This window comes from Caballeronia sp. EK (genome assembly GCF_014384845.1).
Taxonomy (GTDB): Bacteria; Pseudomonadota; Gammaproteobacteria; order Burkholderiales; family Burkholderiaceae; genus Caballeronia; species Caballeronia jiangsuensis.
The window spans coordinates 627,078-639,913 of sequence record NZ_JACSUE010000004.1 but is presented as its reverse complement, the minus strand read 5'-3'; the positions used below and the strand labels follow the sequence as shown (position 1 = coordinate 639,913).

General features: G+C 63.1%; 10 protein-coding genes. 3 read left to right on the top strand and 7 right to left on the bottom strand.

From position 1 onward, the window contains the following. Nucleotides 1-3: 3 nt before the first annotated feature. The 4 genes from folE2 to IAG25_RS15170 form a co-directional block, all read right to left on the bottom strand. A complete protein-coding gene (gene folE2, locus IAG25_RS15185; RefSeq protein ID WP_187605568.1) occupies nucleotides 4-810 on the bottom strand; it encodes a GTP cyclohydrolase FolE2 in 807 nt (268 codons plus the stop codon). Nucleotides 811-956: 146 nt separating this feature from the next. Next, complete coding sequence (gene dxs / locus IAG25_RS15180) at nucleotides 957-2,873, bottom strand: 1-deoxy-D-xylulose-5-phosphate synthase (protein ID WP_187605567.1); 1,917 nt, start codon at nucleotides 2,871-2,873, stop codon at nucleotides 957-959. A gap of 86 nt (nucleotides 2,874-2,959) precedes the next feature. Further along, nucleotides 2,960-3,847 (bottom strand): polyprenyl synthetase family protein, encoded by an 888-nt coding sequence (locus IAG25_RS15175; protein ID WP_187605566.1) that lies wholly within the window; start codon nucleotides 3,845-3,847, stop codon nucleotides 2,960-2,962. Further along, nucleotides 3,844-4,176: an exodeoxyribonuclease VII small subunit gene (locus IAG25_RS15170; protein ID WP_035502408.1), complete on the bottom strand. Its 333-nt coding sequence runs from the start codon at nucleotides 4,174-4,176 to the stop codon at nucleotides 3,844-3,846. The genes IAG25_RS15175 and IAG25_RS15170 overlap by 4 nt, the downstream gene beginning before the upstream one ends. Before the next feature lie 311 nt (nucleotides 4,177-4,487). On the opposite strand from IAG25_RS15170, the gene IAG25_RS15165 reads away from it, so the two are divergent. Both IAG25_RS15165 and IAG25_RS15160 read left to right on the top strand, forming a co-directional pair. Then, nucleotides 4,488-5,594: an aromatic ring-hydroxylating oxygenase subunit alpha gene (locus tag IAG25_RS15165; protein ID WP_187605565.1), complete on the top strand. Its 1,107-nt coding sequence runs from the start codon at nucleotides 4,488-4,490 to the stop codon at nucleotides 5,592-5,594. 112 nt (nucleotides 5,595-5,706) lie between these two features. After that, nucleotides 5,707-6,576, top strand: a complete 870-nt coding sequence (locus tag IAG25_RS15160) for a sulfurtransferase (RefSeq protein WP_187605564.1) — start codon at nucleotides 5,707-5,709, stop codon at nucleotides 6,574-6,576. A 6-nt stretch (nucleotides 6,577-6,582) separates the two neighbouring features. On the opposite strand, the gene IAG25_RS15155 is transcribed toward IAG25_RS15160, so the two are convergent. From IAG25_RS15155 to polA, 3 genes are all read right to left on the bottom strand, one after another. Then, entirely contained in the window at nucleotides 6,583-7,458 is an 876-nt protein-coding gene (locus IAG25_RS15155; protein ID WP_035502403.1) for a dienelactone hydrolase family protein, read from the bottom strand. A 192-nt stretch (nucleotides 7,459-7,650) separates the two neighbouring features. Continuing rightward, nucleotides 7,651-9,015: an NAD(P)/FAD-dependent oxidoreductase gene (locus IAG25_RS15150; RefSeq protein ID WP_187605563.1), complete on the bottom strand. Its 1,365-nt coding sequence runs from the start codon at nucleotides 9,013-9,015 to the stop codon at nucleotides 7,651-7,653. A 163-nt stretch (nucleotides 9,016-9,178) separates the two neighbouring features. Further along, a complete protein-coding gene (gene polA, locus IAG25_RS15145; RefSeq protein WP_187605636.1) occupies nucleotides 9,179-11,917 on the bottom strand; it encodes a DNA polymerase I in 2,739 nt (912 codons plus the stop codon). Nucleotide 11,918: 1 nt separating this feature from the next. Here polA and IAG25_RS15140 point away from each other — a divergent pair, with 1 nt between their 5' ends. Then, nucleotides 11,919-12,668, top strand: coding sequence for an LOG family protein (locus IAG25_RS15140; RefSeq protein ID WP_035502399.1), 750 nt, complete (start codon nucleotides 11,919-11,921; stop codon nucleotides 12,666-12,668). Nucleotides 12,669-12,836: the final 168 nt, after the last annotated feature.

Sequence of the window (12,836 nt, the reverse complement as noted above, 5' to 3'; positions counted from 1 at the left end):
CGCTCAGGCGTCGCGGCGCTTGTCCCGCTCGATCACCGCATACGCGCTGTGATTGTGGATCGACTCGAAGTTCTCGGCTTCGAGCACATACGCGACGATGCGCTCGTCGGCGTTCAGGCGCGTCGCGACATCTCGCACGAGATCCTCGACGAACTTCGGGTTTTCATACGCGCGCTCGGTCACGAACTTCTCGTCGGGGCGCTTCAGCAAACCCCACAGTTCGCACGACGCTTCTTCCTCCGCGATGCGAATGAGTTCCTCGACCGCGACTTCCCCCGCGAGCTGCGCCGCGATCGTCACGTGCGAGCGCTGATTGTGCGCGCCGTATTGCGAAATCTTCTTCGAGCACGGGCACAGGCTCGTCACGGGCACGAGCACTTTCATCGACAGATGCGTTTCGCCGTCGCGCTTCTCTGCGATGAAGGTCGCTTCGTAGTCCAAGAGGCTTTGCACGCCGGAGACCGGCGCCGTCTTCATCACGAAGTACGGCAAGGTCACTTCGATGCGCCCCGAATGCGCTTCGAGCTTCGTCAGCATCGAAGCGAGCAGCGTGCGCAGCGCGACCTGATCGAGCGGCTCGCGATTCTCCTCGAGCAGCGCGACGAAGCGCGACATGTGCGTGCCCTTCTGATCGGCAGGCAGATGCACATCGAGATTCCACACGCCGACGCTCGGCTGCACGCCGTTCGCCGTGCGCACCGACAACGGATGCCGCACACCCTTCACACCGACGCGCTGAATCGCGATCTGACGCGTGTCGGGCGTGCTCTGAACATCGGGCATCACGAAGGCGGGATTCATCTGATTCATTTGTTTTGTCCTTATGCGCCGCGCGTCACTGGGGACGCGAGCGGATCGAAACGTTCAAGCGCACACGGCGCGGGACGATGCCCGCGCCGTGTGCCAAAGCGTTGATACGCGGCGCACCCCGAGCGCGCCGTTCGAGCGATGCGTCGTCAGGCGACGCGCTTGGTCAGCTTGCCGGCGTGCGCGCTTTCGACAGCGTCGATAAAGCGCTCGCGAATCGACTTGACGATGCCAGCCGAGTCCAGGCCGACGCTCGACAGCAGCTTGGCCGGATCGCCGTGATCGATGAAGGCGTCGGGCAGCCCGAGTTGCAGCACGGGCTTCACGATCGAGCTGGCCAGCAACGCTTCGACGCACGCGGAACCCGCGCCGCCCATGATCGCGCCTTCTTCGATCGTCACGATGGCGTCGTGCGTCGCGGCGAGTTCGCGCAGCAAATCGGCGTCGACTGGCTTCACGAAACGCATGTTGGCGACCGTCAGATCCAGTTCTTCCGCGGCGGCGAGCGACGGCGCGACCATCGTGCCGAACGCGCAGATCGCGATGCGCTTGCCCGAACCGAACTTCTGCGACGACTCGCGGCGAATCTCGCCACGGCCGACGGGAATCGCGGTCATTTGCTTGACCGTCGCGACACCGGTGCCCGCGCCGCGCGGATAGCGCACGGCCGTCGGGTTCGGTTGCTGCAGCGCCGTGTAGAGCATCTGGCGGCACTCGTTTTCGTCCGACGCGGCCATCACCGTCATGTTCGGGATGCAGCGCAGGAACGCGAGGTCGTAGTTGCCCGCGTGCGTCGCGCCGTCCGCGCCGACGAGGCCCGCGCGATCGATCGCGAACACCACCGGCAGGTTCTGCAGCGCGACGTCGTGGATCAGCTGGTCGTACCCGCGTTGCAGGAAGGTCGAATAAATGGCGACGACGGGCTTCATGCCGTCCGCGGCCATGCCGCCGGCGAAGGTGACCGCGTGCTGCTCGGCGATGCCGACATCGAAATAACGCTCCGGGAAGCGCTTCTCGAACTCGACCATGCCAGAACCTTCGCGCATTGCCGGCGTGATGCCGACCACACGCGAATCCTGCGCCGCGGCATCGCACAACCACTCGCCGAACACTTGCGTGTAGGTCTTCTTCGACGGCGCCGTCGACGGCTTGATGCCTTCTGCCGGATTGAACTTGCCCGGACCGTGGTAGAGCACCGGATCGGCTTCGGCGAGCTTGTAGCCCTGGCCTTTCTTCGTGACGACGTGCAGGAATTGCGGGCCGCGCAGTTCCTTGATGTTCTGGAGCGTCGGAATCAGCGAATCGAGATCGTGACCGTCGATCGGCCCGATGTAGTTGAAGCCGAACTCTTCGAACAGCGTGGCCGGCACGATCATGCCCTTCGCGTGCTCTTCGAGCTTGCGGGCGAGATCGAGCACCGGCGGCGCATGGCGCAGCACGCGTTCGACGCCCGCGCGCGCGGCCGCGTAGAAACGCCCCGACATCAGACGCGCGAGATGGCGATTCAGCGCGCCGACCGGCGGCGAAATCGACATGTCGTTGTCGTTGAGAATGACGAGCAGCGGCACGTCGTCGGCGACGCCCGCGTTGTTCATCGCCTCGAAGGCCATGCCCGCGGTCATCGCGCCGTCGCCGATCACGGCGATCGAATAGCGGTTGTCGCCCTGCAGCTTGTTGGCGATCGCCATGCCGAGCGCCGCCGAAATCGACGTGCTCGAATGCGCGGTGCCGAAGGTGTCGTATTCGGACTCGGCGCGGCGCGGGAAGCCGGAAATGCCGCCCAGCTGGCGCAGGCCCGGCATCTGATCGCGACGGCCCGTGAGGATCTTGTGCGGATACGTCTGATGACCGACATCCCAGACGATGCGGTCATTAGGCGTATCGAACACATAGTGCAACGCGATCGTCAGCTCGACCGTGCCCAGATTGGACGACAGATGGCCGCCCGTCTGTGACACGCTGTCGAGCACATAGGCTCGCAGCTCGTCGGCCAGCGGTTGCAGTTGGCGGCGATCGAGGGCGCGCAAATCGGCCGGATCGTCGATGGTTTTCAGCAAGTCGTACATCGTCGTCCCATTTTAGGAAAACTGGCGTGATTCGTTCGGCGCGATTATGTCTCTTCCCGCCGTGGGGTTCGTCACGCGTTCAACAATCAATTCACCCGGTTCACGACCAGGTCGGCAAGTTCCGCCAGGCGCTGGCCGCGTGCGCCGAACGGCTGGATCGCGGCGTGCGCGTCGCGGCCGAGCTGCGCGGCGAGTTCGCGCGACGCGTCGAGCCCGATGATCGACACGTAAGTGGGCTTGTCGTGCTGCGCGTCCTTGCCGGCGGTCTTGCCGAGCGTGGCGGAATCGGCGGTGACATCCAGGATGTCGTCGACGACCTGGAATGCGAGGCCGATCGCGGCGGCGTAATCATCCAGCGACGCGAGCGCCTCCGCACCCGGATGCGTGCCCGCAAGCGCGCCCATGCGCACCGACGCGCGCAACAGCGCACCCGTTTTCTTGCGATGCATCGTCTCGAGCTCGGGGCGCGACAGCTTGCGGCCGACGCTTCCGAGGTCGATCGCCTGTCCGCCCGCCATGCCGAGCGAACCGCTCGCGAGTGCCAGCTCGCGCACGAGCGCGGCTTGCTGGCCATCGGCCAGACCATTGCCTTCGGTCGTCAACGCGACGAACGCCTGCGATTGCAGCGCGTCGCCGACGAGCAGTGCCGTCGCTTCGTCATATTGGATGTGTACCGTGGGCTTACCCCGGCGCAATGCGTCGTCGTCCATGGCGGGCATGTCGTCATGCACCAGCGAATAGACGTGGATCATCTCGAGCGCCGCGCTCGCCGCTTCCACGGCCGGCGCGCTTGCGCCGGTCAGTTCGCCGGCCGCGTGGACGAGCAGCGGGCGAACGCGCTTGCCGCCGCCCAGCACTGCATAGCGCATGGCCTCATGCAGACGCGCCGGCGCGACGTCCGTGCCCGGCAGATAGTGTTCGAGCGCCGTCTCGACGCGATCGAGCGTCGCGCGCATCCATTGTTCGAAGTTCATAGGTCGTCGTCCCCGTTGTCGTTTGTCGCTCCGGCACCCTGGGTGGCGCGCTGTACCTCGGCGGGCAGCGGCTTGAGCGTCTCGCCATCGAGAACGCGTACCTGCTGCTCGACTTTTTCGAGTTGCTGTTGGCAAAAGCCCACAAGCGCCGCGCCGCGGCGATAGGCCGCGAGCGATTCCTCGAGACTCAGCGCGCCCTCTTCCATGCGCGCGACAAGCGATTCGAGTTCCTCCAGCGCCGACTCGTAATTCTCCGGAAGCTGCGCGGCGTCCGCGCCTTGCGCGTCGCCGGTTTGCTCGACTGTTTCCTGGACAGCGGTCTTCGCCATGAATCGTGGATGTGCAATTGAATTTTTGGAACCAAGTCGCACATTCTACGGCAAAAGACAATTTTTCGACCCGCATCCCGTCCGCGCGAAACGGCCAAGAGTGCTTTGCCGGATTGTCCGCCAATCGTCGCCGAGCGTGCCATCCACGTTCGTCCGCGTGGCGATTGCGAGGAACTCTCGCGACAATTTATACCCAAATCAAGACCTTAAGTACCCCAAGGAGGGGGATTTCGGTATAATCGCGGGCTCCCTAAATCGAATCTTCGATGGTTGGGTTGTTCACTGCTTTCACGTTTTCATCGGGAGTGGGAATGTCCAATCTGAGCAATGCATTGCAGCTGAATGCCATTCACAGTCAGCTGCCAGTCACGGCTTACTTTGACGAAGCGCTTCTTACGCGCGAACTCGACACACTTTTCAGGCAAGGTCCACGCTACGTCGGGCACGAACTCATGGTCCCCGAAGCGGGAAACTATTTCGCGCTTCCGGGCGAAGGCGAAGGGCGCGTGCTCGTTCGTAATCAGCAGAACAATATCGAGCTGCTGTCGAACGTGTGCCGTCATCGCCAGGCGATCATGCTCAATGGCCGCGGCAGCACGGAGAACATCGTCTGCCCGCTGCATCGCTGGACTTACGATCTCGACGGTCAACTGCTCGGCGCACCGCATTTCGCGGACAAGCCCTGCCTGAACCTCGGCAAGACTTCGCTGCAGAACTGGCAAGGCCTGCTCTTCGAATCGGAGGGCCGCAATGTCGCCGCGGATCTCGCGAGACTTGGCACGGCGCGTCATTTCGACTTTTCGGGCTTCATGTTCGATCACGTCGAAGTGCACGAGTGCAACTACAACTGGAAGACCTTCATCGAGGTCTATCTGGAGGATTATCACGTCGCGCCGTTCCATCCGGGCCTCGGCAGCTTCGTGTCGTGCGACAACCTCGAGTGGGAATTCGGCGACTGGTACAGCGTCCAGACCGTCGGCGTCCACAAGAATCTGGAGAAGCCGGGCAGCCCGACGTACCGCAAGTGGCACGACGAGGTCCTGCGCTTCCGCAACGGCACGCCGCCCGAATTCGGCGCGATCTGGATGGTGTATTACCCCGGTCTGATGATCGAGTGGTATCCGCACGTGCTGGTCGTATCGTGGCTCATTCCGCACGGCACGCAGAAGACGACGAACATCGTCGAGTTCTATTACCCCGAGGAAATCGCGCTTTTCGAGCGTGAGTTCATCGAGGCGGAACGCGCCGCATACATGGAAACCGCGCGCGAGGACGACGAAATCGCCGAGCGCATGGACGCCGGCCGTCGCGCGCTGATGTCGCGCGGCGAGAATCAGGTCGGCCCGTATCAGAGCCCGATGGAATCCGGCATGCAGCACTTCCACGAGTTCTTGCGGCATCAACTCGGGACCATCTGATGGCGGTTCCGGGTTTGCGTCGGACGTCGGCAAAAGACGGGCTTTCGAGCCCGTTTTTTCTTTTAGACTATTGGCTCATCCCCGCATTACAAGCGCCGCTTGAGGAGCCGTCATGCCGCACACCCACTACACCACGCTCATCTCGGCGACGAATCTCGCCGAACGGCTCGCCGCCGCGCCCGGCAGCATCCTCGTCTTCGATTGCCGCTTCGATCTCGCCGCGCCGGAATCGGGCGAAGCGGCCTATGCGCAAGGGCATATTCCCGGCGCGCACTATCTTCATCTGGATCGCGATTTGTCCGGCGTCAAGACCGGCACGAACGGGCGTCATCCGCTGCCAGAACGAGCCGCGCTCGTCACGAAGCTGGCGAGCTTCGGCCTGAACGAAGGCCAGCAGGTGGTTGCGTACGATGCGCAAGGTGGCATGTACGCCGCGCGTCTCTGGTGGCTCTTGCGCTGGCTCGGCCACGACTCCGTCGCGCTGCTCGATGGCGGCCTGCAGGCGTGGGAAGCCGCGGGCAATCCGCTCGACAGCGCCGTGCCGCCAAAAACGCAAGGCACGTTCAAGGCCGGCGCGCCGCTCCAGGTGACCATCGACGCACAGGCGATCGAGCGCGGCATCGGCACGCGTGATCATCTGCTGATCGACGCCCGCGCCGCCGACCGTTATCGCGGCGAGAATGAAACGATCGATCCCGTCGGCGGGCATATCCCCGGCGCGCTCAATCATTTCTTCAAGAACAATCTGACGGCGGAAGGCCGCTTCAAGACCGCGCACGAGCTGCGCGAGGCATTCGGCTCGCTGGTCGGCACAACGCCGGCGGACCGCATCGTGCTGCAATGCGGATCGGGCGTGACGGCGTGCCATAACGTGCTCGCGATGGAAATCGCGGGTCTGCACGGCGCGGCGCTTTATCCGGGCTCGTGGAGCGAGTGGAGCGCCGATCCGGGCCGACCGGTCGCGACCGGCCCGAATCCCTGAACGCCGTTATTTGACGCCGTGCTCGCGGAACCACGCGAGCGCGCGCTTCCAGCCGTCTTCCGCGTCGGCCTTGCGATAACTCGGACGATAATCCGCGAAGAACGCGTGCGGCGCGTCGTCGTAGACGACGAACTGCGAATTCTTCGCGGGCGGCGGGTCATTCGCAAGCGCCTGCTTCATCTGCTCGATGGTGTCCTGCGGGATGCTCTGATCCTGCCGGCCATACAGGCCCAGCACCGGCACTTTGAGCTGGCTCGCGAGGTCGATGGGATTGCTCGGCGTGTTCTCGGTCTTGTTGCCGACGAGCCGCCCGTACCACGCCACCGCCGCCTTCAGGTTGGGATTGTGCTCGGCATAGAGCCAGGCGATGCGCCCGCCCCAGCAGAATCCGGTGATGCCGATGCGCTTCGGATCGCCGCCGTGCTCGCCCGCCCATTTGACGGTCTGGTCGATGTCGGAGATCACCTGCGAATCGGGCACCTTCGACACCAGTTGCTCGTTCAGTTGCTGCATCGACTTGTACGCCGATGCGTCGCCCTGACGCGTATAGAGATCCGGCGCGATGGCGAGATAACCCTGCTTCGCGAAGCGCCGGCAGACATCGGCGATATGCTCGTGGACCCCGAAAATCTCGTGAATCACGATGATCACCGGCAGATGCGTCTTGCCCTTCGGCTGCGCGCGATACGCGGGCACGAGCGTGCCGTCCGCACCGCGTATGCCGATGGCGCCCGCCTCGAGCCCGTCGGAATCGGTATGAATGGTTTGCGCCGACACCGGCAGCACGGCGGCCGCGAAGCCGGTGCCGAAGGTCGCCTTGATGAACGTGCGCCGATTGAACGGAACGTGCGGAATGAGGCTGTCGACTTCAGGGTCTAGCATGAATAGCTCCCGCGGCGGGGCCGTCGCGTCACTTTCGCGATCGAGCGCGACGGCGTGGATCCTTGAAACCGCGCGACGTGCTCGAGGCTGCACGCGGCGCGGCGCTGCACGACGAAGAACGCGCGCCCTCGATCGGGCGCGCCGCCCATTCTAAACAGCTTTGAACGAATGACGCAGGCGTTCTATTCCGTGTCAGTGCAGTTTCACGCGTGGTGCGGTGGAGCGGCGCAGCCAGTGCGCGACGGTATCGAGCACCATGCGCGCATAGCCGTGCAGCGCGGCGACGTGCAGCCGGTAGAGAGACATGTACATGAAGCGCGCGAAGAGCCCTTCGATCAGCATGTTGCCGCCGATCAGCCCGCCCATCAGATTGCCGACCGCGCTGTAATGCCCGAGCGACACGAGCGAGCCGAAATCGCGATACGTGTATTCGGGCAGCGGCTTGCCCTGCAACATCCGCTCGAACGACTTGAACAGAAAACTCGCCTGCTGATGCGCGGCCTGCGCGCGCGGCGGCACGTTGCGCTCGTTGCCGGGCCACGGACACGCGGCGCAATCGCCGAGCGCGAAGACGTTGTCGTCGGTTTCGGTTTGCAGCGTGCGGCGCACGATCAGCTGACCGAGGCGGTTCGTCGGCAGACCTTCGAGATTGGTGAGGATCGCGGGGGCCTTGATGCCCGCCGCCCAGACCGTGAGATCCGCGCGAATCATCTTGCCGCTCGCGGTGCGGATCGTGTCGCGCGAAACCTGTGCGACCGTTTCGCCGGTCATCAGCTTCACGCCGACCTTGGTGAGCAGTTCCGCCGTCGCGCTGGACACGCGTTCCTGCAGCGCGGGCAGAATGCGCGGCCCGGCTTCGATCAGCACGATGCCGATATCGTGTTTCGGATCGAGCTTGTGCAATCCGTATGCGGAAAGCACCTGCGCGGTATTGCGCAGTTCCGCCGACAATTCGACGCCCGTCGCGCCGGCGCCGACGATCGCCACCTGGATGCGCGGCACGGGATCGACCCCGGGTTCGTCCTCGCCGTCCTCCACGCCCGCCGCGACCGGTTCCGGCGCGAAGTGCTCGGCGCGCATGCAGGCCGCGATCAGGCGCTTGCGGAAGAGCTCCGCCTGACCGACGGTATCGAGCGCGATCGAGTTCTGCTGCGCACCCTCGACGCCGAAAAAATGCGTCGTACTGCCGATAGCGATGACGAGCGTGTCGTATTCCAGCTCGCGCTCGGGCAGCAGCTCGCCGGCTTCTTCATCGCGCAACGCACCGATCGTGATGCGCTTTGCCGCGCGATCCAGTCCGACGAGGTCGCCCTGCTGGAATTCGAAGCCATGCCACAGCGCTTGCGCCGCGTATTCGAGTTCCTGCGTGAAAGGGTCCATGCTGCCCGCTGCGACTTCATGCAGGAGCGGCTTCCAGATATGCGTCGGATTGCGGTCGACGAGCGTGACTTGCGCTTTCGGCGGGGTCTTGCTGTCCGTCGAGCCGAAACGGTCGCCGAGACGAGTCGCGAGTTCGAGGCCGCCAGCCCCTCCGCCGACGATGATGAAGCGATGCATGGATCTCTCCCTGTGCTTTTATATTGGATCGGCCTTCGTGCTGTTCTTCCTCGACTGACTTATTGTGCGTGAGCTTCGATGACAGTCACAAGCGTGTCACCAACATGTCGGGCATATGCGACATCCGCCGCATATGCCTTGCGCAAAGAATTTCAGTGCGCCTTCAGTGCGCCTCTTCCCAGTTGTTGCCGACACCCACTTCCGCGACGAGCGGCACCTTCAGCTTCGCGACGCCGCACATCAGTTCAGGTAAGCGCTTCCTGACCTCGGGCAGCGCTTCCTCGGGCACTTCGAGCACGAGTTCATCGTGCACCTGCATGATCATCTTCGCGCCGATGCCCGACGCTTCCAGCCAGTCCTGCACCGCGATCATGGACAGCTTGATGAGATCGGCGGCGGTGCCCTGCATCGGCGCGTTGATTGCGGCGCGCTCCGCCGCCTGACGGCGTGGCCCGCTGCCGCCGTTGATCTCGGGCAGCCACAGACGCCGGCCGAACACGGTCTCGACGAAGCCATTCGCCTTCGCGCTCACGCGCGTGTTCTCCATGTACGCCGCTACGCCCGGATAACGCGCGAAATAGCGGTCGATATAAAGCTTGGCCGCATCGCGCGTGATGCCGAGATTCGACGCGAGGCCGAACGAACTCATGCCGTAGATCAGACCGAAGTTGATGACTTTCGCGATGCGACGCTGATCGTTATCGACTTCGAGCGGCGTGACGCTGAACACTTCCGACGCCGTCGCGCGATGCACGTCTTCGCCTTCCTTGAACGCGCGCATCAGCGATTCATCGCCGGAAATATGCGCCATGATGCGCAGTTCGATTTGCGAGTAATCCGCCGACACGATCTTCCTGCCCGGCGGCGCGATGAACGCTTCGCGAATGCGCCGCCCTTCGCCCGTGCGCACCGGAATGTTCTGCAGGTTCGGCTCGTTCGACGACAGGCGCCCCGTCACCGCGACGGCCTGCGCATAGTTCGTATGCACCCGTCCCGTCGATGCATTCACCATGCGCGGCAGCTTGTCCGTGTACGTGGACTTGAGCTTCGACAGCCCGCGATGCTCGAGCAGCACCTTTGGCAACGGAAAGTCTTCGGCGAGCTTTTGCAGCACTTCTTCATCGGTGGAAGGCGCGCCGCTCGGCGTCTTCTTCACGACCGGCAATTGCAGCTTCTCGAAGAAGATCTGGCCGATCTGCTTCGGCGAACCGAGATTGAATTCGCCGCCCGCGAGTTCATACGCTTGCGCCTGCAAGTCGATGAGACGCTTCGCGATCTCGTTGCTCTGCGTATCGAGCCGCGCGCGATCGATCAGTACACCGTTACGTTCCATCTTGCGCAGCACGCGCGAGGTCGGCAATTCGATGTCGCGATACACATGCAACAGCCCTTCCTCACGCGCCACTTGCGGATAGAGCGCCTGATGCAGACGCAGCGTGATATCGGCATCTTCGGCCGCATAGGCGGCGGCCTTGTCGAGCGGCACTTCGTCGAAACCGATCTGCGACGCGCCCTTGCCCGCGACGTCCTCGTACTTGATCGTCTTCACGCCGAGATGGCGCAACGCGAGGTTGTCCATGTCGTGCGGACGATGCGACTCCAGCACGTACGATTGCAGCAGCGTGTCGTGCTCGACCCCGCGCATTTCGATGCCGTAGTTCGCGAGCACCTGCTCGTCGTACTTCAGGTGCTGACCGACTTTTTTCTTCGATGCGTCTTCGAGCCAGGGCTTGAGCTTCGCGAGCACTTCGTCGCGCGGCAATTGCTCGGGCGCATCCGGCCCGCGATGCGCGACCGGAATGTAGGCCGCGTGGCCGGGCTCGGTCGACACCGACATGCCGACGATCTGCGCGGTCATCGGATCGAGCGACGTGGTCTCGCTGTCGAAGGACGTGAGCTCCGCTTCATTGATGCGCTTAAGCCATGCGTCGAACTGCTCCCAGGTCTGCACCGTCTCGTAGTGATGCACGATTTCGGTGACTTCGGCGGGCGGCGTGTCGGTCGGACCTTCGACGGCATCGGCGATTTCGACTTCGCGCAGCCATGTCTTGAAGCCGTGACGCATGAACACGTCGCGCAACTCGTCGCGCGCTTCGGGACGCGCCAGAAGCGTGCCTTCGATCGACTCGATCTGCGAAGCGAGGTCGCATTCCGTGTGCACGGTGACGAGCTTTCGCGCCATCGGCAGGAAGTCCAGAGCCTTGCGCAGATTGTCTCCTACCGCACCCTTGATCTCGCCGGCATGTTCTACGATGCCATCAAGGGTTTCGTATTGCGTGAGCCATTTGAGCGCTGTCTTGGGACCGCACTTCTCGACGCCCGGCACGTTATCGACGGTATCGCCGATGAGCGACAGATAATCGACGATCCGCTCCGGCGGCACGCCGAACTTCGCGAGCACGCCGGCACGGTCGAGCGTTTCGTTGGTCATCGTATTGATGAGGGTGACATGATCCGTCACGAGCTGAGCCAGATCCTTGTCGCCCGTCGACACGATCACCTTCATGCCGCGCTTCTCGGCCTCGACGGCGAGCGTGCCGATGACGTCGTCGGCCTCGACGCCCTCGATCATCACGAGCGGCCAGCCGAGCGCGCGCACGGCGACGTGAATGGGCTCGATCTGTCTGGAGAGGTCTTCCGGCATCGAGGGCCGGTTGGCTTTGTATTCGGCGTACCAGTCGTCGCGGAAAGTCTTGCCTTTGGCATCAAATACGCACGCGCTATACTCTGCATTGATTTCGCGCCGCAAGCGCCGCAGCATGTTGATCATGCCATACAGAGCGCCGGTGGGCCCGCCGTCGGGGCCTCGCAAGTCCGGCATCGCATGGTAGGCCCGGTACAAGTAGCTAGAACCGTCGACCAATAGCAGGGTCTTACCTTCAAGACTTAGTTCTTCAGGCATTATGAACAAGAGAAAAGTGATTCCGAGTCTGCGATCACTCGCAGATCAAGAGCGCGCGACGGCCAAGAAGGCTCGCGCATCGTGGCAGATGTTCACGATTATGGCAGAGTTTATCGAGGCGACCGAGTACCTCTCGGAGATTCGCCCTGCCATCAGCATCTATGGTTCGGCGCGTCTGAAACCGGAGTCGCCGTACTATCAGCTCACGATCGAAATCGCGCAGAAATTCTCCGACGCGGGCTTCGCCGTCATATCCGGCGGCGGGCCGGGCATCATGGAAGCGGCCAATAAAGGCGCGCACGCGGGCAAGTCGCCTTCGGTCGGCCTCAATATCGAACTGCCGCACGAGCAATCGGGCAATCAGTGGCAGGACATCTCGCTACGCTTCCGTCACTTCTTCACGCGCAAGGTGACGTTCGTGAAGAACTCGGATGCGGTCGTGGTGATGCCGGGCGGCTTCGGTACGCTGGATGAGCTCGCCGAAGTGCTGACGCTCATTCAGACGAAGAAGTCACGTCATGTGCCGATCGTGCTCGTCGGCGCGGAGTTCTGGGCCGGACTGCTCGACTGGTTCAAGAACACGCTTCTGACCAACGGCGTGATCAGCCCGAAGGATCTCGATCTGATGCAGGTGATCGACGATCCGGATCAGGTGCTCGATGCCGTGCTGCGGTTCTATGAAGACCGCGAAGATTCGGTCGAACAGCCGGCGGAAGGTAAGTCGGATGAGGATCGGATGTTTTATCTATAAGGTGTCGATGCAGTGGCCGCTTTCGATGGACGTATTTCTGGTACGGCATGACGGGACGTACGTCATGCCGTAGTTGTCCAAAATAGTTGCCATTGCTTGATTTGCTAAACGCCCCGCGCGTGCAGCAATAAATGCTTCGCGGGCGGCATCCTGCGCCGCCCTCCTGTC